The 25,861-nt window shown below is 55.0% G+C and carries 26 protein-coding genes and 1 pseudogene; 3 read left to right on the plus strand and 24 right to left on the minus strand.

The window, feature by feature from the left end:
- The 12 genes and pseudogenes from OCY70_RS32045 to OCY70_RS32100 all read right to left on the minus strand — a co-directional run.
- Window positions 1-1,018: pseudogene (locus OCY70_RS32045) on the minus strand (PcfJ domain-containing protein); the annotation flags it as partial.
- A gap of 12 nt (window positions 1,019-1,030) precedes the next feature.
- Entirely contained in the window at window positions 1,031-1,393 is a 363-nt protein-coding gene (locus OCY70_RS32050; RefSeq protein WP_213429977.1) for a hypothetical protein, read from the minus strand.
- Window positions 1,387-1,722, minus strand: a complete 336-nt coding sequence (locus OCY70_RS32055; protein ID WP_213429976.1) for a DUF3310 domain-containing protein — start codon at window positions 1,720-1,722, stop codon at window positions 1,387-1,389. Before OCY70_RS32055 ends, OCY70_RS32050 begins: the two co-directional genes overlap by 7 nt.
- Window positions 1,723-1,733: 11 nt before the next feature.
- On the minus strand, window positions 1,734-3,689 hold the full coding sequence (locus OCY70_RS32060) for a DNA polymerase (protein WP_213430000.1): 1,956 nt from the start codon (window positions 3,687-3,689) through the stop codon (window positions 1,734-1,736).
- 64 nt (window positions 3,690-3,753) lie between these two features.
- Window positions 3,754-4,353, minus strand: coding sequence for a DUF2815 family protein (locus OCY70_RS32065; RefSeq protein WP_213429999.1), 600 nt, complete (start codon window positions 4,351-4,353; stop codon window positions 3,754-3,756).
- A 96-nt stretch (window positions 4,354-4,449) separates the two neighbouring features.
- On the minus strand, window positions 4,450-5,646 hold the full coding sequence (locus OCY70_RS32070; RefSeq protein ID WP_213429975.1) for a DUF2800 domain-containing protein: 1,197 nt from the start codon (window positions 5,644-5,646) through the stop codon (window positions 4,450-4,452).
- Window positions 5,643-6,038, minus strand: coding sequence for a hypothetical protein (locus OCY70_RS32075; RefSeq protein WP_213429974.1), 396 nt, complete (start codon window positions 6,036-6,038; stop codon window positions 5,643-5,645). The genes OCY70_RS32070 and OCY70_RS32075 overlap by 4 nt, the downstream gene beginning before the upstream one ends.
- 82 nt (window positions 6,039-6,120) lie before the next feature.
- A complete protein-coding gene (locus OCY70_RS32080) occupies window positions 6,121-6,270 on the minus strand; it encodes a hypothetical protein (protein ID WP_213426018.1) in 150 nt (49 codons plus the stop codon).
- 17 nt (window positions 6,271-6,287) lie between these two features.
- Entirely contained in the window at window positions 6,288-6,416 is a 129-nt protein-coding gene (locus OCY70_RS32085) for a hypothetical protein (RefSeq protein ID WP_261948893.1), read from the minus strand.
- 13 nt (window positions 6,417-6,429) lie between these two features.
- A complete protein-coding gene (locus OCY70_RS32090) occupies window positions 6,430-6,660 on the minus strand; it encodes a group-specific protein (protein ID WP_373871404.1) in 231 nt (76 codons plus the stop codon).
- A gap of 58 nt (window positions 6,661-6,718) precedes the next feature.
- Entirely contained in the window at window positions 6,719-7,051 is a 333-nt protein-coding gene (locus tag OCY70_RS32095; protein ID WP_213426020.1) for a hypothetical protein, read from the minus strand.
- 2 nt (window positions 7,052-7,053) lie between these two features.
- Window positions 7,054-7,272 (minus strand): helix-turn-helix transcriptional regulator, encoded by a 219-nt coding sequence (locus OCY70_RS32100; RefSeq protein ID WP_213426021.1) that lies wholly within the window; start codon window positions 7,270-7,272, stop codon window positions 7,054-7,056.
- Window positions 7,273-7,374: 102 nt separating this feature from the next.
- Between OCY70_RS32100 and OCY70_RS32105 the strand changes: the two genes are divergently transcribed.
- The 3 genes from OCY70_RS32105 to OCY70_RS32115 all read left to right on the plus strand — a co-directional run bounded on the left by OCY70_RS32105 (window position 7,375) and on the right by OCY70_RS32115 (window position 9,533).
- The gene (locus OCY70_RS32105) at window positions 7,375-7,896 is read left to right on the plus strand and encodes a helix-turn-helix domain-containing protein (protein ID WP_213426022.1); all 522 of its coding nucleotides are present in this window, start codon (window positions 7,375-7,377) and stop codon (window positions 7,894-7,896) included.
- 12 nt (window positions 7,897-7,908) lie between these two features.
- Window positions 7,909-8,319, plus strand: coding sequence for an ImmA/IrrE family metallo-endopeptidase (locus OCY70_RS32110; protein ID WP_261948894.1), 411 nt, complete (start codon window positions 7,909-7,911; stop codon window positions 8,317-8,319).
- Between the two features lie 77 nt (window positions 8,320-8,396).
- Window positions 8,397-9,533, plus strand: coding sequence for a site-specific integrase (locus OCY70_RS32115; protein WP_213426024.1), 1,137 nt, complete (start codon window positions 8,397-8,399; stop codon window positions 9,531-9,533).
- Between the two features lie 107 nt (window positions 9,534-9,640).
- On the opposite strand, the gene glnA is transcribed toward OCY70_RS32115, so the two are convergent.
- The 12 genes from glnA to mutS form a co-directional block, all read right to left on the minus strand.
- On the minus strand, window positions 9,641-10,969 hold the full coding sequence (gene glnA, locus OCY70_RS32120) for a type I glutamate--ammonia ligase (protein ID WP_213426025.1): 1,329 nt from the start codon (window positions 10,967-10,969) through the stop codon (window positions 9,641-9,643).
- A 44-nt stretch (window positions 10,970-11,013) separates the two neighbouring features.
- Window positions 11,014-11,424, minus strand: a complete 411-nt coding sequence (locus OCY70_RS32125; protein WP_213426026.1) for a MerR family transcriptional regulator — start codon at window positions 11,422-11,424, stop codon at window positions 11,014-11,016.
- A gap of 96 nt (window positions 11,425-11,520) precedes the next feature.
- A complete protein-coding gene (locus OCY70_RS32130) occupies window positions 11,521-12,780 on the minus strand; it encodes a methionine gamma-lyase family protein (protein ID WP_213426027.1) in 1,260 nt (419 codons plus the stop codon).
- A gap of 57 nt (window positions 12,781-12,837) precedes the next feature.
- Complete coding sequence (gene hflX, locus OCY70_RS32135; RefSeq protein ID WP_261948895.1) at window positions 12,838-14,121, minus strand: GTPase HflX; 1,284 nt, start codon at window positions 14,119-14,121, stop codon at window positions 12,838-12,840.
- Between the two features lie 61 nt (window positions 14,122-14,182).
- Entirely contained in the window at window positions 14,183-15,166 is a 984-nt protein-coding gene (locus tag OCY70_RS32140) for an AAA family ATPase (RefSeq protein ID WP_213426029.1), read from the minus strand.
- A gap of 101 nt (window positions 15,167-15,267) precedes the next feature.
- Entirely contained in the window at window positions 15,268-15,903 is a 636-nt protein-coding gene (locus OCY70_RS32145; RefSeq protein WP_213426030.1) for a YdcF family protein, read from the minus strand.
- Between the two features lie 77 nt (window positions 15,904-15,980).
- A complete protein-coding gene (locus tag OCY70_RS32150; RefSeq protein WP_213426031.1) occupies window positions 15,981-18,590 on the minus strand; it encodes a transglycosylase domain-containing protein in 2,610 nt (869 codons plus the stop codon).
- Window positions 18,591-18,784: 194 nt separating this feature from the next.
- Window positions 18,785-19,027 carry an RNA chaperone Hfq gene (hfq, locus tag OCY70_RS32155; protein WP_040730128.1) on the minus strand — a complete coding sequence of 81 codons (243 nt, stop codon included), beginning with the start codon at window positions 19,025-19,027 and terminating at the stop codon, window positions 18,785-18,787.
- A gap of 49 nt (window positions 19,028-19,076) precedes the next feature.
- Window positions 19,077-19,994 carry a tRNA (adenosine(37)-N6)-dimethylallyltransferase MiaA gene (gene miaA, locus OCY70_RS32160; protein ID WP_213426121.1) on the minus strand — a complete coding sequence of 306 codons (918 nt, stop codon included), beginning with the start codon at window positions 19,992-19,994 and terminating at the stop codon, window positions 19,077-19,079.
- 13 nt (window positions 19,995-20,007) lie between these two features.
- On the minus strand, window positions 20,008-20,802 hold the full coding sequence (locus tag OCY70_RS32165; protein ID WP_213426032.1) for a class I SAM-dependent methyltransferase: 795 nt from the start codon (window positions 20,800-20,802) through the stop codon (window positions 20,008-20,010).
- A 56-nt stretch (window positions 20,803-20,858) separates the two neighbouring features.
- Complete coding sequence (mutL, locus tag OCY70_RS32170) at window positions 20,859-22,997, minus strand: DNA mismatch repair endonuclease MutL (RefSeq protein WP_213426033.1); 2,139 nt, start codon at window positions 22,995-22,997, stop codon at window positions 20,859-20,861.
- Window positions 22,998-23,010: 13 nt separating this feature from the next.
- On the minus strand, window positions 23,011-25,809 hold the full coding sequence (gene mutS, locus OCY70_RS32175; RefSeq protein WP_213426034.1) for a DNA mismatch repair protein MutS: 2,799 nt from the start codon (window positions 25,807-25,809) through the stop codon (window positions 23,011-23,013).
- Window positions 25,810-25,861: the final 52 nt, after the last annotated feature.

Genomic DNA, 25,861 nt, shown 5'->3' on the forward strand with positions numbered 1-25,861 from the left:
CCAATGACTTGAGGCTGTCCTGATTCTCTTCGAATGTAAGGTCTCTAAGCTTGTTTGCTTGGTCAAATGAAACATTTATACCTTTCTTTCTATAAAATCGGTAGCTATGAAGCATCAAAGGTATGTTTGTAGCGTTGACGGTTCGCATCTCCCGAATCTCTTGCTTAGAGAGCTTGAGCACTTTCTCCATTGTTGCACCCCGCCAGTTAATGGCCTTGTAGGTATAGTGACCGTTAATTTTCGTCTCAATAAGACTCGATAGACCCGACTTAACAAGATACTCTGTGCATGGATATTTCGCGGCCAGCGCAAAAAATTTCACAAGATCCGTTCTCGGCTCGCCTGCACGGCGTTCATAATAAAACAATCCACAATAGTCCACCTCACCTTCACGCCGGTGAGTCAACATTTCCTCCCAACCGCTGTATTGAAACGGTGTCCCGTGAACGGCCTCGCGAACATTTTCCTTATCTAAATAGAATGGGGGCCGCCTCATAGCATTTGACAGTTCAGTGATGATAGAGCTCGGGCTATAAAAATGATTGCCCCAAGGATGGCGTCGCCTCATATGAGCTTCGCCGAAGCGAGCCTTTCCTTTTGCTTTTGGATCCCCAGGAATAAAAAGATATTCCGCTTGCACATAAAACTGCGTATTGACTTCCCTATAATCTCCTGTGTAATCCCGCTTTACATATATGCCGTGAGCTACTAGTGCCTTGGAATTAATAAGTGACTTGTCATACCAGACTAAATAAGCATCATCAACTAACCGGCTTCTTCCTCTACCGCTGGCCTTAACCGTACAGAACGATCCGCACTTCTCGCACATCTCCGTTTTACCGTGGCGAAAACCTTTGGTCAGGTACTCCTTCCTGCAATGTGTACAATATCCGTATTGGAAACCGCCCACTCGACGAGTGAAGATATATCGGCTATCTCGTAAAGCCACATCAACAACATAAGTGTTTAACTCATCGCTAATCTGCTTAGGTAGGTGGGCTTCAAAATCTTTTGACATGTCCGCCCCTCCTTACTTCAAGAGCTCATCAAGATCGACATCGAAGTCATCAACGACAGGCGTCTCCACTTTTGCCGGGGCCACTGGCACGACCGAGGCCGCGTCTGTCGACTTAATGCCGTAATACTCGAACACAACGGCGAAGCCTTCCTGCGGTGTAAGCATGGCGACGTTGCCTTTACGCTTCTTCTCGGCAGCTTTGCGCATGGCTTCCAGACTCTTCGCGATCGTCTTATCCTTGACCATGACCTTCTCCGCATCGCCAGGGTGCGCCTCGATATGGTCAAGCAGGTATTGGCCGACAAATTGCACATAATCGTTATCCTTGGTTCCGTCCATCTCGGCCCTGAGCTTCGCTTTCGCTTGTTCTAGCATCCCGAGTCCTCCTCTAATGCAAATTCCAGATATTTGGCCGCCTTCTGCAGGTCTTCCTTGCCGTTCTTCCAGCGGGCCCGGCTGACATATTTCAACACGTTCCCCTTGCAATACCCCTGAAACTCCTCCGGAGTCAGCTTGGCCCGAATATAGTCGATCGTTTCAATTCCACCTGATGTGTAGTGCGATGGGTGATTCACCGGGTCGTTATCGCCGCCGAATATCTTTTCAGCAGCACCAGCCAACTGCCGCTCCAGTTCTTCCGCTCGCCGCTTCCAGTTGAATACATCCTCTTCAACCTCAGCAACACGCCGTTTATCTTCGTTCATTGCTCCTCCCCCTAGTCCTTTTTTTGATAGAAGTCACATTCAAAGCCGGCTGCCTTGAGCGGCAGTCCTGGCGCCCAATCAATCGGCCGCCCCATTATCTCCGTAACATGCTCCACCGAACCTGTCCCGATCGGCACTTCTAGCACAACCTCGTCATGTACATGTAGCGAAATAACATAATTTTCACTGTCCAGCCGCAGCAAACTTTCGGCGAGGCAGTCGCGCGCAATGGCCTGCACCAGATTCTCCACCAGCGTTCCGCCCCAGGTCCGCTGGGTGACCATCTTTCCCTGTTTATCTGGCGCCTTAAACGTAAGTCCTTCTTTCCCGTCAAATTTCGGATCAGGTTTAATAGCTGGTGAAGGGTAAGCCAAACTGTGCCCGCTTGGCAAATCGGCAAACAGAACTCCTGACTTATAGCGATACTGAACGCCGTGAGCTAACTTGACAGTGGATTTCGTCCGCACCGCCTCCATTGCGGCCTCCTCAGCTCTATACCAAAGCTTCCGGATGTTTGGATTGGCCTCCCGCCACTGCCTCACCAGTCTCGGATATTCTTCTGCAGGGATCTCCCTCTTTTTGTCCATACTGGCCAGAGCAGGCGCGCCGCCGCCGAATCCACAGGCCAGCGTCGCCACCTTCCCTGGCGGCCGATATTTGTAATTCTCATGGCCTTTGACAATCGTCTCGAAAGGGATGCCAAACATTCGGGCCGCCGTTGCTTCGTATATCTTGCCGTGCCCTTTAAATACTTCAAGCACCCAGTCCTCGTCCGCCAACCAGGCGATTACGCGTGCCTCAATCGCAGAAAAGTCCGAAACAATAAACCGGCACCCTTCTGCGGGGAGCAATGCCGTCCGGATAAGTTCAGATAGCACGAACGGTATTCGGCCATACATCAATTCCATCCACTCGTAGTCCCCGGCTTTTAATGCCTCGCGCGCTTCGGCTAAATCCGCCAAATGGTTTTGGGGCAGATTATGCATTTGCACGCGACGTCCTGCCCACCGCCAGGTCCGACTGGCACCGCAGTATTGCAGGATCCCCCGCACCCGTTCGTCAACACACATACTGAGCTCCATCGCATTGTATTTGCCGACGGACGTCTTACCCATCTCTTGGCGAACTTTCAGCATTCTCTTCGTGCTTTCGTTTGGCGCCGCCTTGAGTAGATCGGGCATATAATCCTTGTTCATCGACTCAATCTGCATGCCTTGGCTTGCAAACCAAGTTTTCAACTGCACCAAACTATTCGGATTTTCGAGCCCCGTCAGCTCCTTTGCTTCCTGCAGTAGCTGCTCCGTATATTGCACCGAGCACTCAATAGCCCGACTGACAAGCTGCGAGTCGATGCGAACCCCACGGTCATTGATTACCTGGTCCAGTGCCCAGATGCGCCACTCGCGTTCTGGAACCGGGAAGCGCTCCAGTCTGCGGCGCACCTCGCGTTCAACAACAACATCTTGCTGGTTGTATTCGATATATTGCTGCCACTTCTCCGGATCATGATGCGGATGATTACGCAGCCGGCCGCCGTTCACTTTCGTAGGTTTACATGGAGAACTGAAATACCTAATCAGGCTTTTGCCTCGACTATCCTTCTGCTCATCCAACCCTAATGCAATCGAAGCTTTTTCGAGAGTCCCAGGGAGTCCAAGCGTGTAAGCATGCGCCATCGAACACCGCCACCAATGAGGATCGCAATCGATGCCGATGTGCTTCGCTATGGCCGTGCGCTCGAATGCGGCATTCCAAGCGGTTTTTATCACGTCCGATTGAAGCGCTTGAATGACATCCTTGGGTAAATCCTCGAAGTCCGTTAAATCAATGACGGTGACAGGGTCATCGTCAAAGGCAAAAGCGAACAACAAGATTTCAAAGTCTGGAGCCTCAACATACCGATGCACGCCGGATTTTTTTAGATCAATGGAAGAGTAGGTCTCGACATCTATCTGAAGAACAGTCATGGCTGACTCCTCCCAAAAATATTGATAGGAAAGGGGATCCATTGCTGAATCCCCTAAAAATGCGCTAGCCCAAAAAATCCTCGTCATCATCAATGTCATCATCGATGTCGAAATCCTCATCACCGAAATCATCATTAACGCTGCTGCGGCCGCCCAAGAAGTCGCCGTCTTGCACCTTCACGATGTTGTTCAAGCCAGCAGCGATCCCCTTATTCCCTTTCGTGTCGAAAAGATAGAAGTTGACAGACACCTTAGCGTAGCAGCCGCTATAAACCTCTGTTGTGTCAGTAATCTCCTGAAACTTCGTTTTTCCATCGGAGCCTTTCCCGAGCGGCTTGGCAATACCCGGTTTGTTCTTGCTAGATGCGTTGAAGAAATAATGGCCAGCATAAGCCTCGTCATCCGGGCGTTCCTCATCCCCATCCCGAAGCGGTGTATGGAATTTAGCCGGAAGTTTCCCGTTATACTTCGCTTTTGCCTGCTCTTTCAGCAGGTCGGTAGCGGCCTTAATTTTGCGCAGTGTCTCCTTATCATCTTTTGGGATCAAAATCGAAACGCTATATTTCGGGTCTCCCCCGTCAACAGATTGCGGTTCCCAAACATTCGCATAGCTCAGACGTACCTTGCCCGTAATTACCTTTGTTGATTGGTTATCAATTGTCATTTGCACATTTCCCCTTTTCATTGATTTGAAAGTTGCTACAGGCCATTTGCCTGAAGTCATCATGTCTACGTGGTAATCCGCTATTTCACCCATTAGCTACACCTCAAACCCCACGTCGGCAAACTCATCTTCCAAGCTGTTCAACTCCGCGCGTGGGTCCGTCTCCGGAACAAGCACTGGTTTACCGGGCGGCTTAATAATCAGTTCGTCCAGGAGCTTTGCCAGCTCTTTCTTGCCGATCCGTTTCTCCAGCTCGCCGATGCCGCGAAGCTCCCGCGGTTTGAGATATTTGTCCGGCTCCAAGTTCGCCTCTTCAAGAGTCTTCCAAGCTACGTCTTTGTCAGAAATGACCCTATTGCTCCGGCCTTCAACAAGCTTCCATTGCGGGATCCGCTTCCCAACTTTCGCCTGTTCGAAGGCATAGTCAGCGACATCCTTCGCCCACGCTTGCAACTGCTCGGCAACAAAAAGAATCGATCCGATTTCTTCATTAGAAAGCAATGCCGGATCCTGAAACTCGTAAACCAACGCCTTCATGTTCTCATCAGCACGGGCTCGGCAGTTCCCTTTCACCTTGCACCAGCGGCAGTGGCTGCCTGCCTTAAATCCCCCCTCGCCGGCGTAGGCCAGCGCCGCAGCAGGCTTGACCACAATCTCCGCCCACTCTATTAGTTCATCAATAGGCATGGTATCCGTGCTGACGCTATCCAGGCGCGGCTGCACAATGGTCATGCAGACCTCTTTAATGTCATAGAGCCAGCTGTGAGCAGACCAGGCGCCAAGGCCGTACAGTCGAAGCTGCGCGTTACCGACTGCGCTGACGGGCACCCCTTTGCCGTATTTTAGGTCAATAACTTCAAGTACACCATCCGATATCAGGACCACGTCACCTGTGCCGTAGCCCATCGGTACCCACTCGGTGAAGTCTAGGCGTTCCTCCAACAGCACAACGGCGTCGGAGCTACGGGCCTTCGCCTCCATGAAGCGTTCCTCTACAAGCTCAATGTAATCCTGGACAGCATTCTCCATCTCTGGCCCGTAATACTCGTTCGTCTTGAATTTCTCTATCGCTGCATCGAGCCGCCGCCGCTCCGCCGAGTTACAAGGGATGATGCGGCGGCGCAGCTTCAATTCTGAAAGCTCATGCGCCGCTGTCCCCTCGTCCGCGTACTCGCTGCGCTTATCGGGAATCTTCTCGCACAGCCGGGCACTCGGCGGGCAGTTGATCCAGCGCTCCGCTCCGGATGCACTCAGCAGAGCGTGGGCCCGTTCAACATGCGCCGGCTGTGTCATAGTGCTTTCAATCGTGCCAGGAACGCCGCCCGCTGCTCTTCCGGCACTGCGGTAATGTTCTTACTGCCGAACTCGTCAAGCAGAGCCTTTACGGCTTTCTTCCCTTCTGCCGTCTTGCCCTTAGCAGCAGCGACCTCTCGCAGTTCCTCTACAGTAGGGATCCCTTCTTCCCCATCGATGCCTTCCTCTTCGGTGACATCCGGCTTTTCTGGTTCCTCTTGCTTCTTCGCCGCCTCCGCTTTTGCGGTGCGCTGGCGCTTTGGCTTCTCCTCTTGAACCGGGACCGCTTCGAAGGTGGATACCTTTTGTCCCGAGATAGCTGCAGCTAAGACAGACAACTCCTGAATGGATTCGGCAGCATCGGCGCCGTTGATTGTGATTTGTACAGGCATGATAAGTCCTCCTATGATAAAATGATGAAGTGTGATACAATGGCGGTGAAAAATGTGTTTCGTGTGCAGCTCCGCGCGGCTCCTACCCCGCTTGGAGCTGTTTTTCATTGTGTAGCCTGCGGGCAGCCCGCTGGTACTGCTGGCGGTAAATCTCGCGAGCCCGGCTGCATTGTGTTGTATCCCGCAGCTGCAGCAAGTTACCCAAACTACGAAGGCGTTGCTTTCTCGACATGTCCTCTCACCTCCTTATCAGAATCTGAACCCCATCTCCTCGGCCTCGACGGTCGCCCAGGTCAAGAATGGATACCGTTCGGGATTGATCCCGGACCGGATGTACCTGTCGGCCAGGTGGTCCAGCAGCTCATCGGGAATATTCATGTGGCTGCCCCCTTTACATCGTTGGTTGTTCCATTAGCCACTGCTCCAGGAACCGCCGTGTTTCCTTCACTGGAAACAGCCATTTTGTTCTCACCTTCCTTTTTGGAAAACGAGGATCGAAGAAAAAGGTATCCTGAATAAAGTTCCAGCTCATACAAGTTCGCCGCTGTAGCTCTGCCGAATCCCAATAGACATAATCGGTGTCGACTTCCTTGAGCAGCGATTCAATTTTTTGTTGCAGCATTGCTCTGATCTCAGTTTGATTAAGATCCACAGTTACAAGAGCTTTAGCCTCAGCCATCCTATCGCCCTCCTTCCGACTTGAAATTTTTCTGTTGCTTACGGACTCGAGCATATAGGTGATCGTACATTTGTCGACGACGAAGCCAATTTTTCTCCCCTACTTCACGTACCCTGGGTCCAGAAAATTCTAAAGAGGTGCCGACTTTTATCGCGATTTTTAACAACGCGCATTGTGATATTTTTGACAGATTCACCACCACCATTTGATTATCAAAGTTTTTGATAAATTTTTTATCATTGAGTATAAAAAGAAAAATACTGTAAAAGATATTGACGATAAGATTTTTATCCTTTATACTCAATTCAGATAATAATTTTATCACCCTGGACATGTTTAAATAACCTGTTCTCCATTAAACAAGTCTGGGAATAATACTTCTAAAGGTTGCTCGAAATACTTAGACATTTTGAACATCAATACTCGACCTGGAGTTAATGCACCTGTCTCAATCATTCGGAGATATACCCTTGAAATGCCTAACTCTGAAGCGACGTGATCTCGACTACCTTTACCTTCACGACAGGCAATTAATTGGTGTCGTCGTTTTTCCATTGAACTCACCCCCTTGCCGTGATTTGATTATATTTGATAAAAATCTTATCGTCAATAGCTTTTTGATAAATTACTTATCTTTTTTTAGGAAGGTAGATTACCATGATGACTTTAGGCCAAAGAATAACGGATTTAAGGAACTATAAGCGTCTGACTCAAGAGCAAGTTGCAGAAGCCTTAGGGGTTAAACGTGCCCGTTACAATGCTTGGGAACATGGCATTTCCAATCCTGATCATCTGATGCTTGTATCAATTGCCCGATTCCATGGTGTTACAGTTGATTTTCTCCTAGGACACCCCCATCCAAAAGGGACGACCCTATTAACTGAAGAAATGTATGCAGATGGGTACACAGACGAATCCTTCTTCGAGGACTTAGAAAAAGAATTAGAGCGAAACTATAAGAACAAAACTACACAGGGTAATGAGAAGTCAGTACACACGCCTTCCTGGGCAAATAAAAAAGATACTCGTGACTTCAAGAAGATGCTTGAGGAAGACGCTCCCGTTATGTTTGATGGCGTGCCACTCGACGACGAAGACAAAGAAAAAATTATGAGAGTTATGGAAGCAATCTTCTGGGATGCTAAAAAGAAAAACAAAAGGAAAGCGACCGATGAATAAATCGGAGGGGCCATGGACACAATCATCAGGCAGCTTATTCGAAAATATAAAACGAATGACCCGTTTGAACTCGCAAACCACCTAAATATCACCGTCTGGTATCGAGATTTAGGTAAAGGGACACGCGGCTTATACATCAAAAAACTGTGTAGGAGGTACATTGTTATCCATGAAGATCTCGATGAGCAATGGCAACGATTCGTATGTGCTCACGAACTCGCCCATGACCGCCTGCACCCCGGTATGAGCCGCTTCTGGTTGGACGAGTATACTCTCTTTAATGCCGGAAAGTTCGAAAGACAAGCTAATAAATTTGCTATTCGGCTATTAACGTATGGGGATCGACTTAATCGAGATGAATCCATAATAGATCTACTTCGTCGGAACGGAGTTCCTGAAGAAATGAAAAGCTTTTTCTTGTAACCTTTCGCGCTTCCCAGCCGCAAGGCTGTTTACATATACCCACAAAAAGAACATATGTTCGGAAAGGAGTAAAGAAAGTGGCTAATTTCAAGAAGCACGATTCAGGATGGGAGTATCGATTAAAGTATAAAGATCCATTCACACAAAAGTTTCGAGAAAAATCACAGAGGGGATTTGCAACAAAGAAGGAGGCCCAACTTGCGGCAGTAGAGTTTGAAAAACGCCTTTCGGAGGGCTTTGAACAGACCGATATCAAATTAATTGATTTTCTCGACAATTGGGTGGGAGAGTACAAGAGAGGCACAGTTCGCAAAAATACAATCGAGCTGCACGAGTACAATATTAAACAACATATCAAGCCATATTTTAAAGAAATCTTGTTAAAAGATATTAAGCCGATAATGTACCAGAAATTTATTAACTCGATACTTGATAACGGATACAGCAGAAGAACAGCTGAACTCGTTCATTCAACAATGCATAACTGTATTCAGAAAGCTTGTCTGCTTGGAAAGCTTGAAAAGAATCCATGTGTGGGCGTTGAATTCAAGGGGACTAAAAAGAAGGTAGGTATAAAATTTATTGAGTCAAGTGACATCCCTCGTTTCCTGAAAGCGTCCCATCAATACGGATATATTTACTGGATATTCTTCAAGCTTCTAATCGAGACAGGCATGCGTAAAGGAGAGGCGGCTGCGCTCAAGTGGGACGATATCGATTTTACGAAGAAAACGATCTCTATAAATGAAACCTTGGACTTCACTGCGAAGAATAAAAGTGAACTGTTCGGGGACACCAAAACTTTTCGCTCTACTCGCGTAATTTCAATGAGTCAGTCTTTGGCCAATGATCTGCGTTACCACATGAACTGGCAAAATCAAAACAAGCTTGCCCTAAATGACACATACCATCACGATCTGAATCTGGTACTGTGCCGTGAAGACGGCAATTTCATGCCAAAATCATCTCTCTTTAATGCGTTCTCCAGGATTCTGAAACGTGCCGGTTTACTGCCGTTGCCGATCCATTCGCTACGCCACACCCACGCCGTCATGTTGCTAGAGAGTGGCGCCGACATGAAGTATGTCCAGGAGCGTCTCGGCCACGGAAGTATTCAGATTACCTCGGACGTGTATTCTCACATATCTAAAAAACTTGAAGTGGAGAATATGAAAAGATATGAAGAGAACACCCAGCACATATTTCGCCCATAATATTTTGGGGGGCGTTTTGGGGGCACCGCCCCGGACGCCGATAAATACCTCCCCGTGCCCCCAAATTAAAAATCCCCAGAAGCCTTACGGCTCTAGGGATTAAAGAATTAATATAAGGTCATATATTGATCGCGTTCCCACTGATGAACCTGTGTGCGGTACATATCCCACTCGATTTCCTTCAGCTCCATGAAGTGCTGCAGCGCATGCTCGCCGAGGGCATCGCAAATGATCTCGTCGCGGAGCAAGGCTTCCAGCGCTTCCTTGAGGCTGGATGGCAAGCTTGGGATGCCTTCCGCTTCGCGCTCTTCGTCCGTCATCACGTAGATGTTCCGGTCGGTCGGCGCCGGCAAAGCGGAATTTTTCTTGATTCCGTCCAATCCGGCCTTCAGAATGGCGGCCAACGCCAAATATGGGTTCGCCGACGGATCCGGATTGCGGACCTCGACGCGCGTACTGAGGCCGCGGGATGCCGGAATGCGGACCATCGGGCTGCGGTTGCTCGCGGACCAGGCGACGTAGCATGGAGCCTCGTATCCCGGAACGAGCCGCTTGTAGGAGTTGACCGTCGGATTCGTAATGGCCGCGAAGCCGCGGGCATGCTTCAACACCCCGGCCATGAAGCGGCGGGCATCGTCGCTCAAGCCCAGCTTATCCTTGTCGTCATAGAACGCATTCTCCTTGCCCTGGAACAGCGAGATGTTGCAGTGCATCCCGGAACCGTTCACCCCGAACAGCGGCTTCGCCATGAAAGTGGCGTGCAGGCCATGCTGGCGCGCAATCGTCTTTACGACAAGCTTGAAGGTTTGAATCTGGTCGGCCGCCTTGATGGCGTCTGCGTACTTGAAATCAATTTCATGCTGTCCCGGCGCCACTTCATGGTGGGAAGCCTCGATTTCAAAGCCCATTTCCTCCAGCTTCAATACGATCTCGCGGCGGCAGTTCTCTCCAAGGTCCGTCGGGGCCAAGTCGAAATAGCCGCCTTGATCGTTCAGCTCCATCGTCGGATTGCCCTTCTCATCCGTCTTGAACAGGAAGAACTCCGGCTCCGGTCCGACATTCATCGCCGTATAGCCCATTTCTTCCGCTTCCTTCAGAGCCCGCTTCAAAATGCCCCGCGGACATCCGGCGAACGGAACTCCGTCTGTTGTATATACATCACAAATCAACCGCGCTACGCGATCTTCCGTTACCCATGGGAATACCACCCAAGTATCCAGATCAGGCACCAGATACATATCTGATTCTTCAATCCGCACATAACCTTCGATAGAAGAGCCGTCAAACATCATTTTGTTGTCAAGCGCCTTGTTCAATTGGCTTACCGGGATCTCCACATTCTTGATCGTTCCCAGCAAGTCCGTAAATTGAAGCCGGATAAATCGTACATTTTGTTCTTCCGCAATGCGTACAATGTCTTCTCTGGTGTAACCCACAGGGTAACATCTCCTTCTTGTGAACCTGGATTAGATTGGTGTGATCACTTCGTAAAGAAACGAGACAGTTCACCTTGAATCAATGACACTTGACCTGGTCTGTTTCCGGAAATGAGCTGCTGCTTCAGTATTCGATGCAGTTGAGTCTCCGACAGTTCCTTGCTTTTTCTTTCCGAATCTTCGCTTAGCACGGTCGCCTCCTGGGATTCCTTGGAGACCGGATGCAGCACTTGCTTGATCCCGGCGATGTTCACACCCTTCTCAATAAGCGCCTTAATCTCCAGCAGCCGCTCCACGTCATTGAACGAAAATAGACGCTGGTTGCCGGACGTGCGTGCAGGCATAATCAATTCATGCTGCTCGTAGTAACGAATCTGCCTTGCGGTCAAATCCGTCAGCTTCATTACGATGCCGATTGGAAACAAAGCCATATTTCTGCGAATTTCATCCCCCACCGCTCATCAACCTTCCTCTGGTGATCCCTTGCTCCCCTTCATTGTATCTCCCGTGCAAATAGGTGTCAACAGATGTCAGAAAAACTGACAGAAAAATCAGGACAGCTTCAGCAGCCCCCGTTCCACCATGGCGGACAAGGCGGTCATCGCTCCCAGCTTCGCATGAGCATAAGTCAAGCCGCCCTGCATATACGCCGTATACGGCTCCCGTATCGGCGCATCCGCCGACAGCTCCAGGCTTCCGCCCTGGATGAAGGTGCCTGCCGCCATAATGACAGGGTGCTCGTAGCCGGGCATATCCCATGGGACCGGCACGACATGGGCGTCGACGGCGGACGCCTTTTGGATGCCTTGCACGAAGGCGATAAGATGCTCGGCGGAATCGAAGCGAATCGCCTGGATCAGATCCGTCCGCGGCGCCGACCAGTGCGGGGATGATTGGAATCCGAGCTCCTCGAACATGGCCGCCGCGAAGACGCTCCCGCGCACGGCTTGTCCCACGATGCTCGGCGCAAGGAACAGCCCCTGGTACATGGCGCGCGTCATGCCGAGCATCGCCCCGACTTCGCCGCCGATGCCCGGGGCGGCCAGACGGGCCGCTGCCGCTTCCACGAAACGCCGCTTGCCGGCGATGTAGCCTCCGGTCTCGGCGATGCCGCCGCCCGGATTTTTGATGAGCGAGCCGGCAATCAGATCCGCTCCTGCCTCCGTCGGCTCCAGCCGTTCCGTAAATTCGCCGTAGCAGTTATCGACGAACACGATCGCATCCGGCAGCATCCGCTTGACTCGGGCAACCATGTCCGCGATCTCATCGACGCGGAACGAAGTGCGCCAGGCGTAGCCGCGCGAGCGCTGAATGCCGATCACCTTCGTGCGCGGCGAGATCCGCCGCTCGACCTCCGCCCAATCGACCCGGCCTTCATCCGTCAGCTCCACCTCGCCGTAATGAATGCCCCAGTCGCAAAGCGAGCCGGTGCCATCGCCTTCCTGTCCAATCACCTTGTGCAAAGTATCATATGGTGTTCCGGTAATATACAGCAGCTCATCGCCCGGACGGAGCACCGCGAACAGAGCGGTCGCGATCGTATGCGTCCCCGATACGAAATGAGGCCGCACCAGCGCCGCCTCCGCGCCGAATACGTCCGCATAGACCTCGTCCAGCACTTCTCTGCCCCGATCATTGTAGCCATACCCCGTCGATCCGGCAAAATGAAAATCGCTTACCTGATGCCGCTGAAAAGCCTGAATGACCTTCCATTGGTTCTGTTCCGCAATCGACTCGATATCCCGAACCCGATCCTTGATTTTCTCCTCTACCCGTTCTGCCAGCTTCATCATCTCATCTGTAAACTGCATGTTTCATTGATTCCCCTTGTTCTCGACAACGCACTTCCCAACAAGCTCCCGTTGTACTTATGATAGATAAGGCTCCAGCTTGTAGCTATGGAGCTCTGCCTCCGCCCGATCGAGACGAACGGTCAGCCGCACATCCTCTCCGTCCGCTTCCTGCTCCAGCACTTCGCCGATGCGATGGGCAAGCGCGATCAGATCGCCCCGCGCGCCCGGCAGCCGATAGGTCACCGTGCGGCCCGACAGATGCTGCTGGACGGCAAGACGCACCTGTTCAAGATCGGCTTTGTCATACGCGCTGATCAAAAAATGACTCCCATCCAAAGGCAGCATCTGGCGCTGCTCCTCGGTACACATATCCTTCTTATTATACAGCACAATCTGCGGCTTCGCCCCGGCGCCCAGTTGCTGCAAAATATCGTCGACGACCCGCATCTGCTCCTCCCGCATCAGAGAAGAAGCATCGACGACATGCAGAATGAGGTCCGCTTCATTCACTTCCTCGAGCGTCGCGCGGAACGAAGCAACAAGCTCATGCGGCAAATGCTGAATGAACCCGACCGTATCCGTCAAAATCGTCGACTTGCCGTTCGGCAGCTCCCATTGCCGGGAAGTCGGATCCAGCGTGGCGAACAGCTGGTTCTCCACGTATACATCCGCTTCCGTCAGCTGGCGGAGCAGCGTCGACTTGCCCGCATTCGTATAGCCGACGAGCGCCACCTGAATCGCGCCGCTCTTCTTGCGGCGCCCGCGGTAGACGCCGCGGTGCCGGACCACCTCTTCGAGCTGGCGCTTCAGATCGGAAATTCGCCGCCGGATATGGCGCCGATCGGTCTCCAGCTTCGTCTCCCCCGGTCCGCGCGTTCCAATGCCGCCCCCTAACCGGGACAAATTGCGGCCATGGCCGGACAGCCGCGGCAGCAGGTAAGACAGCTGAGCAAGCTCGACTTGAATAATCCCCTCTCTCGTCTTTGCGCGCTGCGCAAAGATATCCAGAATCAGCTGCGTCCGGTCAATAATTTTCACATCGAGCGCTTCTTCCAGATTGCGCATCTGGGCGCCGGACAGCTCCTGATCGAAGATGGCGGTCGTCCCGTCAAGCTCCGCGAGGACCGCTCTCAATTCGGCAACCTTGCCTTTGGCGATGAACCATTTCGGATCGGCGCTCTCCCGCTGCTGCATCATTGCCGACAGCACGGCAACGCCGGCCGTCTCCGCGAGCTGCACCAATTCCTGCAAGGAATCTTCCGGATGAATCTGACTCCGCCGGAGGTCATCCGTGATGAGGGTCACGAGGACCGCCCGGTCCTGATTGTCCGTGGATGTCTCATAGAACGTTCTTCGCATGCATTGAAGGTCTCCTTCATCTCTTTATGGCCGGATTCCCGCTACTGTACCCCAGTATACCTCATTTGCGCTCCCATTTTAAATCTTCCGGCCGCAGCGTCATCAGCTCCAGCTTGCCCGGCGACTGCTCCGGATAGGTCTGGAGCAAGCGCACCGCTTGATTGCGCATCGCCTTCTCCATCACATTGCGTACAAAGCGCGCATTGCTGAACAAGTTGGCGGACATCAGCTTCTCATCCAGAATGACGTTCTTCAGCTGCGAGAGCGATTGGGGCATCAGCACATAATCCTGCTCCCTGGCAATCGATTCGGCAATCAGCAGCAGTTGATCGACCGTATAATCAGGGAATTCAACTTGAATCGGAAAGCGGGAGGGCAGCCCGGAGTTGGTCTGCATCAACCAGTCCATTTCTTCCGAATAGCCTGCCAAGATCAGAACGAACTGGTTTTTCTGATCTTCCATCGCCTTAACCAGTGTATCCACCGCTTCCTTGCCGAAATCTTTCTCCCCGCCGCGGGCCAGGCTATACGCTTCGTCAATGAACAAGACGCCGCCCATCGCCTTCTTGATCAAGTCACGCGTCTTTTGCGCGGTATGCCCAATGTATTCCCCGACGAGATCCGCGCGTTCCACTTCAAGCAGATGACCTTTGCTCAGCAACCCAAGCTGCTGGAACATTTTCGCCATAATTCGGGCGACCGTCGTCTTGCCTGTCCCCGGGTTCCCTTTGAAAATCATATGATACACATGCGGCTGGCACATGAGGCCCGCTTCCTGGCGGCGGCGGTTCATTTGCAGGATGGCATAGAGCTCAAACGCGATTTCCTTCATATGCTCCAGACCGACGAGCCGGTCCAGCTCCTTGCGGATATCGGCAAAAGGCCCTTCCGCCGGCATGGCCGACTTATCCTGACCGGCCATCCGGGCCTGCTCCTGGAGAGCCGCGGACTCGGCCGGTGTCTCCACCGGACGGATGACGACATTAATCTGACGCGAAGGTCTTGCTTCTGCGTTCGAGCCGGCCGCTTTGAGTCGTACGTTCATATGCGTCACCCTTTCGACGTTCAACTCCCGATCCTGCCATCCCGAGGCAGAATCGTCTATGATGTTCAATATATTCTAGCGTCGAACAGGTTATTAGAAGTTTACGGAATCCACAACTCGTCCCATTTCCATTTCGTATACGCCAGCGATTCGCGGCCGCGAGACCATAGCGGAGACAGCACCTCGCTGCTGACGGTCACGATCTGCGGCTGCTCATAGCGGAGCGCCTGCGCGATCTCCAATGCGCGCATGCCATGGAAATCATGGGTCACGATCGTGGCCGACGTCCAGCCTCGCTCCTTCATCATGCGCTGGCTGAAGCGGAGATTTTCCAGCGTGCTCGTCGACTCGCCTTCCAGCACGATCCGATCTTCGCTTACTCCGTGATCGATCAAGTAGTTGGCCATGCCTTCGGCTTCCGTGAAGTTCGCATCCGGGCGATCCAATCCCCCGGACACGATAATATAATCGAACCGCCCCTCCTTGAACAGCTCGAGCGCTTTGTTCAGCCGTTCCCGCAAGCCCGGACTCGGTTCGTCTCCCCAGAGCGAGGCCCCCAGCACGATGCCGATCTCCGTGCGGACCGACGGCGCCGCTTCAGGCACCGACGCAATCTTCCACTGGGTATAAGCGAGCCAGAGCAGGCCTGCGAACAGCAGCATTCCCGCAAGAGACAGCAGTCTGGCACGCAATCTGCCTTTTTTCGTATGTACGCCAAGCTCTTTTCCTTGAATCATGGGCTCCTCCTCTCCTCCCGTTCAAAAGAAAAGCGCGCAATTCATATTGCGCGCTTCCTGTGATGCGTAAACATGCATTACCCATTTCCGTTGCCGTTATTTCCGTTACGCCCAAAGCCATTGCCATTGCCCTCTCCATTGTTGCCCGGAACGGCCTGATCCTGCCCCGGATCCGGATCTTCGAAGCTGTCCGTCTGATCCGGCGGAGTCGGCGGATCCGGCTGATCCGGCACCACGGTTCCAGGCACCGTGTCCGTATCATCCCATCCGCCGGACGGATCGGAACCGTCAGGGTCAGGAGGAAACGGATCAACCGATCCATCCGGGTCTCCCCCCGGATCCGAAGGATCCACAATCGGCGGCTCCGGCGTTTCTGGCGGCTCCGGTATCTGGATCTCTTCTTCCTCGATTGTGACCGTGGCGACGTTGGAACGGGCCGATTCCTCGTCCCCGCTTACCGCCGTCACCACATAGGAATACGTCTCGCCGGCGAATACGCCGATATCTTCCGCATTCGTTACCTTCAGCCCGGCCAGCAATTTCGTATAATCCTGCTCGGCCGAAGACTTCCGGTACAGATTGTAGACGATGTTCTCGCCTTGAACCGGCTGCCAGCTCAGCGACACCGTCTTCGTCGCTTCCGAGTAGGAAGCGGCCAGGCCGCTAACCTTCTGCACCGGATCAGGCTGCTTCTCGACATGGTCCGGCTTGTTGAAGGAACCGGACTTCCGGTCCTTCAGCGCCTTGCCCACCACTTCGCTGAACATCCGCGAAGGCACCCGGCTGCTCTCATGCAGCACATGATCGCGGTCCGTCTTGTCATATCCCATCCATACCGCAGCCGTCCATTCCGGCGTATAGCCGACGAACCACGCATCCCGGTCTCCCGGTCCGTCATAGCCTGGAACCGAATGCTGTGTCGTTCCCGTCTTGCCCGCTACCTGGCGGCCGCTGATTTGCGCCTGGGTGCCTGTGCCGCTTTTCACGACATCCGTAAGCATCTCGGTCATATAATAAGCCGTCTGCTCGCTCATGACCTTCACCGGCTTCGGCACATGATACGTGTAATAGTCATGTCCCTTGCGGTCCACAATCTTCGCCACAGCATAGGAAGGATAATAATTGCCTCCATTGGCGAATGCATTATAAGCGGTGGCCATATTTATCGGCGTCACGCCGTGCGTCATCCCGCCCAAAGCGATCGACAGGTTCAGATCGTCGTTCGTTAACGGGATGCCCAAGCTTTTCGCAAATTCAAAGCCAGTCTTCAATTTAATCTCATTGAGCAGCCAGACCGCCGGAATATTGATCGAACGTCTGACCGCTTCCTTCATATCGACGCTAGTCGTATAGCCGCCCAGGTTAGTCGGACTATAGCCGTTGAAGGATTGCTTCTCGTTGCTCAGCTTCGACCACGGGAACCATTTGCCGGTCTCCAGCGCCGGGGCGTAGGACACAATCGGCTTGAAGGCCGAACCCGGCTGCCGCTTGATGGTCGCCCGGTTCAATCCTTTACGGGCATAGTCTCGTCCGCCCATCATCGCCAGGATTGCGCCATCCTTATGATCCGTAATGACCATCGCGCCCTGTACCTTCGTCTCGTCCTTGCTCTTCTCGAACATTCCGTCGTCATTGAAGGCGTCGTACATGATACGCTGCGCATTCGCGTCCAGCGTCGTATAAATCTGGTAGCCGCCGCGGAACAACTGGTCTTCGGTAAGACCGGTCCGCTCAACGATTTCCTCTACCATATAATCAAGATAAGAATAATACGGTTCTTCGGTATTGTTGTCGGCCGCGCCTTCATCCTTGGTCTCTACCGGCACATAATCGACCGCAGATGCTTCATCCCGCTCCTGCGCCGTAATATAGCCCTGCTCGTACATCAACTGGAGCACGACCTGACGGCGTTCCTTCGAGCGCTCCGGATTATTGATCGGATTGTAATGGGTCGGCGCCTTTGGAATGGCCGCCAACGTAGCAATCTGCCACAATTCAAGCTGATTGAGATCTTCCGTACCGAAGTAAGTTTTCGATGCGGCGATAATGCCATAGGCCCGTTTTCCAAAGAAAATACGGTTCAAATACATCGTCAAAATTTCGTCTTTGGTAAAATGGTTCTCCAGCGCCAGCGCGATGGACACCTCAGTCGCCTTACGGAAAAAAGTCTTGTCGCTGGTCAGGAACATGTTCTTCGCCAGCTGCTGGGTAATGGTACTGCCGCCCTCAGCCAAGCTTCGCGACGCAATATCCTTCACCATGGCGCGCCCGATGGACCATAGGTCGACCCCGCGGTGCTCGTTGAAGCGCCGGTCCTCCGTTGCGATGAACGCTTCGCGGACGCGCTGGGGAATATCTTCCGGCTCGGCAATCTCCCGATGCTCAATCCCTTTGCCCAGATGGGCGATAACATTATTATTGCTGTCATATACGGTGGAGATTTCAGCCATCTCGAACATGTCGGCGTCCTTATACTCGCGCATCAGCCGCTCCCCGTTCAGCAAGATGAACAGATAACCGCCAACCGCGATAAAGGCGGCAAACGCAGCCATAAAAAACGATAGCCAGAAGGTTTTGCGCCAACTCCACTTGCCGCGTTTCTTCGGAGGCTTCCCCTTTCCTTTCCCCTTAGTTGGCACCGGTGTGCGCGTGCGTGTACGCTGGGGAGGTTGCTTCTCTCTCGTCATCGTAACCGACTCCCTTTTGTTCACAGAAATGAGTTCTCTCTACTCTATCTCCTACGATTTTCATGCTATCCAGCACCTGATGGGACGTGCAATGAAAAGAACAACCCTTCAGGGTTGTTCGGCAGCGGACTATACCATTAGACGCAAAACAGGGGCGAAAAGTTGCATTGCTTCTCTTCGGCCCCCGCTGAAGCTTATTGCGTGTCGTTCTGATGATCCTGCATCAGGGATACGTTACGCTGCGGCGTAAACGTGGAAATGGCGTGTTTATACACCATTTGCTGGCGGCCGTCGCTGTCTATGACGATGGTAAAGTTGTCAAATGCGCGGATAACCCCGCGAATCTGGAACCCGTTCGTTAAATACACCGTCACCGGGATGCTCTCCTTGCGCAATTGGTTCAAAAACGTGTCCTGGATATTAATAGATTTATTCATCGTCCGTACCCCCATAATCATAAGGTTGTGTTGAAATATATTCAACCTCTTACCGAAACTTTCCTGCTATGATTTTACAAATTCGATCGAAATGTTCGTCCGCACGCTCCACATCGGTCACATCCACCCATTCAATATCTTGCATGCGGCGGAACCATGACAGCTGACGCTTCGCAAAACGCCGCGTATCACGCTTTAACCGTTCGACGGCGGCCTCCAGCGACATTTCATTCTCCAAATACGCAGCGATTTCCTTGTACCCCAGCCCCTGCATGGAGACGAGCTGACGCGAGTAGCCTGCATCCAGCAAGCGGCGCACTTCCTCAATCAGTCCGTCCCGGATCATGATGTCGATTCGATCCTCAATACGTTTATATAGCATCTGCCGGTCCATTGTCAAACCGATTAAGCACAGGTCATACGGAGACGTCTTCTGTTGGCCTGCAAGCTGCGAAGACAGCGTCTGGCCGGTCAGATGGTAAATCTCCAGCGCCCGTATGACCCGCCGCTGATCATTCGGATGCAGCCGATTCGCCGTTACCGGGTCGACGGCCTGCAGCTTGGCGTGCACCGCTTCGGGGCCATGAGCGAGCGCAAATTCGTTCATCTCCCGGCGAAAAGCCTCGTCCGAACCGGCATCGCTGAACTCGAAGCTGTAACAGACCGATTCCACATACAAGCCGGTCCCTCCGACAATGAACGGCAGCCGATCCCGTGCGGTGATATCATCAATCAGATGACGGCATCGTTCCTGGAACTCGGCGACGGAGAAGGCATAATCCGGATCATGGATATCCAGAAGATGATGAGGTATCCCCCTTCTCTCCTCCAGCGGCAGCTTCGCGGTGCCGATATCCATCCCGCGGTATACCTGCATGCTGTCGCCGGATATAATCTCGCACTCGTAGGCATGAGCCACATCCAGGCTCAGGTTCGTCTTGCCAACTGCCGTAGGGCCGACGAGCACGAGCAGCCTTGGCCTAGTTGGCGACGTTGTTGCCGGCAATGTCAATCACTCCATATGCTAATTTCGTCCCGGTGTGCACGAGCCGTTCAAATCCGAGCCGTCCGAATTCCTCGCTGCCACGCAACTCCTTCATGACGACCGTCTTCCGGGCCACGCGGCAAGCTTCGCGAATCGCTTCCGGCTTCACCGCTCCCGGATTGGCCAAGGCGCGCAGCGGATCTATCGACGCCGATTCCTTCACCGGTTCACGGAACATCGGATCGAAATAGACAATGTCCACCGAACGGTCGGGAAGTCCGCGCAGCCATTCCACATGATTGGCCTGCTTCAGCGCGATGCGCCGCATCGCTTCATTGACGGATTGAATGCTGCTCTCATACAAGAGAAGCCCTTCGTGCAGCAGGGTAAAAAGCGCCTGCTCGCTCTCCAGAGCCGTCACGCGGCCCGCTTCGCCCACGACGTGGGAGAAGACGAGCGCATCGGATCCGAGACCTGCCGTGCAATCCAGCACCTCATCGCCCGGTTGGGCGCGGCTGGCGGCAATCATCGTGTCCCCCTCGCCGGCCAGCAGCCGCTTGATGCGGACATAGGCCATGCTGGGGTGATAGATCAGCTCGGTTAACCCCAGCTTCGTGTATCGCACATCCTTATTGCGGTAGACGATAAATTCATCGTCCCCGTACCGGTTCCGAAGAGTGGCCAGCGTGCATCTGCGGCGCTCGACGAACCGGTGGCCGAACATCTCGGCCATCTTCCGGGCGCGTTCCCTTATGTGCGGGGAGGTCTTATCCCCCGTAGTTACAATCATGAGCTCCTCCTCATTATATACGCTTCAGAAAGGGAAACACAAATGCGGCAATCGCATTACATGACCCGCTTGAACATTTTCTCCAGATCATAGGTCGTGAATTTGACGACGATCGGGCGCCCGTGCGGGCAAGTATACGGCTGGCGGCATGCGGCCAGCCGCGCCAGCAGCGCTTCCGCCTCCGCCTCGGTCAAGCGCTGGTTCGCCTTGATCGAGGCTTTGCACGAGCACATAATCGCCGAAGCCTCTCTCAGCTTGCCGACATCCGGCACTTTTTCGCGCAGCACCCAATCCGTCATCTCCCGCACGAGATCAGCTTCCTCCCCGTTCGGGAACCAGTGCGGATACGACCGGACGAGGAAGGTCTGCCCTCCGAACGGCTCCAGCCGGATGCCGGCCTGCTCCAGCAGATGCAGCCGATCTCGTATTCGCGCGGCTTCCGCGGTCGTGAACTCCAGCGTCAACGGCAGCAGCAGCTCCTGCGACGCCTCCTCGGGATGCCCGAAGCGCTCGTAATAATATTCATAATTGATGCGTTCGTGGGCCGCATGCTGATCGATCAGATACAACCCCTCCGCATTGGATGCGATGAGATACGTGCCATGCAGCTGGCCGATCAGCTCGACGGCCGGGAATGGCGGCAGCTCCGCCTCCGCCGGCTTGCCCGCGCCGGCTTGCCATGCCGCCTGAACACCCGCCTGGCGGAAGCCGGAGGGCGTTCGGTTCGGCGCCCGGTCCGGCGCTTGCGCCGGTGCGGCGGAGCCGGAACGCGAGCTGCCGTTCGTGCCGGCATAGCTCCCGCGGAACTCGCGTACCGCTTCCGGCTCCCGCATTGGCCCGGCAGCCGGCTCAGGCGCCCGGTCCGCTTGCGCCGCATCCCGGCGGCCATAGTCCGCCTCCTGCACGGCCGCCTGACCGTTCTCCGCCGGAACGGCCGCCGCCCCGGAGCTCCCCTGCGCGCCATCTGCAGGCTTCACGCCGTCGCGGGCAGATTCATCACCGTCCGGCCCCGAAGCCGGGGCGGGGGCTTCGCTCTCGGACGGCAGCGGCGGCAGCTCCGGCTCCGCCGACGGCACGAGCGCGCCCATCGGCTTGAGCCGGGGCTCGTCGCGGCCGCCGGCCAGCGACGCGGCAGCCCACTGCCATTCCGTCTGCTCGACATAGGTGCGCACCTTCGCCTTCTCCGGCGCCGCCTGCGGGATGAGCGCCTGCTGCAGCAGGATCTCGCGCAGCGTGGACGCGATGAATTCGCACAGCTCCGGCTCCTTGCTGAAGCGAACCTCCAGCTTCGCCGGATGCACATTGACATCGACCAGCGTCGGGTGCATCCGCGCATGGAGGATGATCATCGGGAAGCGGTTGATCGGCAGCAGCGTATGATACGCCTTCAGCACCGCCTGGTTCAAGGCGAAGCTGCGCACATAGCGCCCGTTCACGAACCAGGACATCGCGTTGCGGTTCGAACGGGTCAGCTCCGGCTTCCCGATAAATCCCTCCAGCTTGTAATCCAGCTGCTCCGCCTCCACCGGCAGCATGCTCTTCGCCGTCTGCACGCCGTAGACCGCGGCGATCACCTGCTGCAAATCGCCGTTGCCGATCGTCTGCAGCAGCAGATTGTCATTATGCTTCAGCGTGAACGCAATCTGCGGATAGGCGAGCGCCAGTCGGTATATGTAATCGGAGATATGCCCGAGCTCGGTCTGCACCGTCTTCATATACTTCAAGCGGGCCGGCGTATTATAGAATAAATCGCGGACGGCGATATCCGTCCCCTGCATCGACTGCGCCGGCTCGGACGTTCTGACGGTTCCTCCTTCTATCGCCAGCTTCCGCCCGAGGCCGCTGTCATCCGCGGAGCTGGTGAGCTCCACCCGCGCCACGGCGGCGATACTGGGCAGGGCCTCCCCGCGGAAGCCAAGGCTGCGGATCGCGAACAGATCTTTGCCGGAAGCGATCTTGCTGGTGGCGTGGCGTTGGAAGGCGTTCTCCATATCGTCTTCCCCGATGCCGGACCCGTTATCCTTGACCCGGATCAGCTGGAGCCCGCCCTCCTCGACGGTTACGTCTATCCGCGTGCTTCCGGCGTCGATCGAATTTTCCACCAATTCCTTGACGACGGAGGAAGGCCGTTCCACGACCTCGCCAGCCGCGATCTGATTGGCGATATGCTCGTCCAATATATGAATGACGGCCATCTCGAATTCCCCCTTATTCGTTCTTCAGTCCGCGCGCCCGCTTCATGAACGCGTGCAAGGCGTTCATTGCCTCGATCGGCGTGAGCGAGAGCACGTCAACCTCCCGCAGCTCGGCGATCAGCTCGTCGGCCTGCCGGTTCTGCCGCTGCTCCTCCTTCGCGGGCGGAGCGGCGTGAGCGGCTGGGGCAGCAGAAGCAGCGGATTCCTCCCAGCCGAACAGCGACAGCTGCTCGACGGCCCCGGTTGCGGCCGATCCCGCTTCCGGCGTCGGCTCCGCAGCCAGCCCCTCGGCCAGGCCCTCCTCTGCTATCGCCGCCGGCTCGGCCTGCTCCCGCACCCGATCCGGCTGCCGTTCCTGCCGCTCCGGCACCGCACTGCCCGCGTCACCCGGAGCGGGTTCCGCGCCAGTCTCCCGCAGCGCCCCCGTCTCATAGGTCTTCAACAGATCATAGGAGCGGCGGATAATCGAATCCGGCAGCCCGGCCAGCTTCGCGCAGTAGATGCCGTAGCTGGTGCTCGCCGCTCCCGGAATCAGCTTCCGCAGGAAGGTCACCTGATTCCCGCTCTCCTGAACCGCCATGCAGACGTTGCGCAATCCGTCCAGCCGTTCCTCCAGATGGGCCAGCTCGTGGAAATGGGTCGATACGAGCGCCTTGCAGCCGATCTCGTCGTGCACGAACTCGATCACGGCCTGCGCAATCGACATCCCTTCGCTCGTCGACGTTCCCCGTCCGAGCTCATCGATAATGACCAGGCTCCGGCGCGTCGCCTTCGCGGTCATCACCTGGATGTCCATCATCTCCACCATGAAGGTGCTCTGCCCGCCGATCAGATCATCCGCCGCGCCGATGCGGGTGAAGATCCGATCGACGATCGGCATGACGGCCCGGTCGGCCGGCACGAATGAGCCCATCTGAGTCAAAATCGACATCAGCGCGACCTGGCGCATATACGTGCTCTTGCCGGCCATGTTCGGACCGGTAATGAGCAGCATGCCTGCGGCCTGCTCCTCGAGGGCGGTATCGTTCGCCATGAACGAGCCGCTCTCCATGACCGCTTCCACCACCGGATGGCGACCGCCTTCGATATGCATATCATAGCCGTCGGTGACCTCCGGACGGACGAAGCGATGCGACGCGGCGACCGCCGCAAGCGACTGATAAACGTCGATCTCCGCGATCGCCTCGGCCAGCGTCTGCAGCCTCCGGATCTGCTCGCCGATGCGCTGGCGAAGCTGGCTGAACAGCTCGTATTCCAGCCCGATCATTTTATCCTCCGCTTCCAGGATGAGCGCTTCCTTCTCCTTCAGCTCCGCCGTAATGAACCGCTCGGCGTTCGCCAAGGTCTGCTTCCGCTCGTAGCGCCCTTCCGGCAGCGCCTGCAGATTCGATCGGGTCACCTCGATATAATAGCCGAATACTTTGTTGTAGCCGACCTTCAGCGACTTGATGCCCGTCTCTTCCCGCTCGCGGCGTTCCAGCTCCGCAATCCACTGCTTGCCGTTCACGCTCGCTTCCCGCAGCTTGTCCAAATACGCGTCATAGCCCGCCTTGATGATGCCGCCGTCGCGCACCGACACGGGCGGCTCCTCGACGATGGCGCGATCGATCCATTCCACGATATCCCGGCAGTCGTCCAAGCCGGACACCCGCTCGCGCAGCGTCGCCGAATCGGTCTCCGCGCAGGACCGCTTCAAGCCGGGAACGCGCTCCAGGGAATGCTTCAGGGCGATCAGATCGCGGCCGTTCGCCGTGCCGAACGCGATCCGGCTGACGAGACGCTCCAGATCGTATACCTGATGTAGCTGCTCCCGGATATCCTCGCGCCAGATCATATGATGGTACAGCGTATTCACCGCTTCGAGCCGCGCCTCGATCGCCCGCTTGTTCATGAGCGGCTTGTCGATCCAGCGGCGCAGCAGCCGGCCTCCCATCGAGGTCTGCGTCCGATCGAGCAGCCACAGCAGCGAGCCCTTCTTCGCCCGCTCGCGCACCGTCTCCGTCAGCTCCAGATTGCGGCGGGTGAACGGATCGAGGACCAGATATTGATCCGGCTCATACGTCCGAACCTGCGTCAACTGGGATAAGGATCGCTTCTGCGTCTCCGCCAGATACGACATCAGCAAGGCCAACGCCTGACGGCGTTCCGGATCGAGCCGCATCCAGGCCGCCTCGCCGAATTGCCGCTGGGCGAGCGCCTCATCCCGCTTCGTCCAAGGGGTGAACAGAACGGGCTTGCTCCACGCCTTCGTCACCGGGCGCGCCTCGTCCAGCACTCGCTCCATTCCGATAATCTCGGTCGGCGCATACACGTTCAGCTCGTCCAGCAGCCAGGACTGGCCGGCCGGGGCGGAAGTGGCCGTTACCTCGCCCGTCGACAGATCGCAGGCGGCGAGAGCGTACATGCCTTCATGCTCCGTCAGACAGAGCAAATAATGATTGGCCTTCTCGTCAATCATCTTCCCTTCCATAATCGTGCCCGGGGTAATGATACGCACGATCTCGCGGCGCACGACCCCTTTCGCGGCCGACGGATCCTCCATCTGCTCGCAGATGGCGACCCGGTAGCCCTTCTCGATCAGCCGCTGTATGTAACTGTCGGCGGAATGATACGGGACGCCGCACATCGGGATCCGGTCCTCCGTCCCGCTGTTGCCCCGTCCGGTGAGCGTAATCTCCAGCTCCTTGGCCGCCACAATCGCATCGTCATTGAACATTTCATAGAAATCGCCGAGGCGGAAAAACAAAATCGCGTCCTCCGCCTGCTGCTTAATCGACAAATATTGCTCCATCATCGGCGTCATCTTCGCCATTAAACACCCTCCGATACCTGACCTTGAATCGTCCTCATTATATCAAAAAAAG

The organism is Paenibacillus melissococcoides (assembly GCA_944800085.1).
GTDB lineage: Bacteria > Bacillota > Bacilli > Paenibacillales > Paenibacillaceae > Paenibacillus_B > Paenibacillus_B melissococcoides.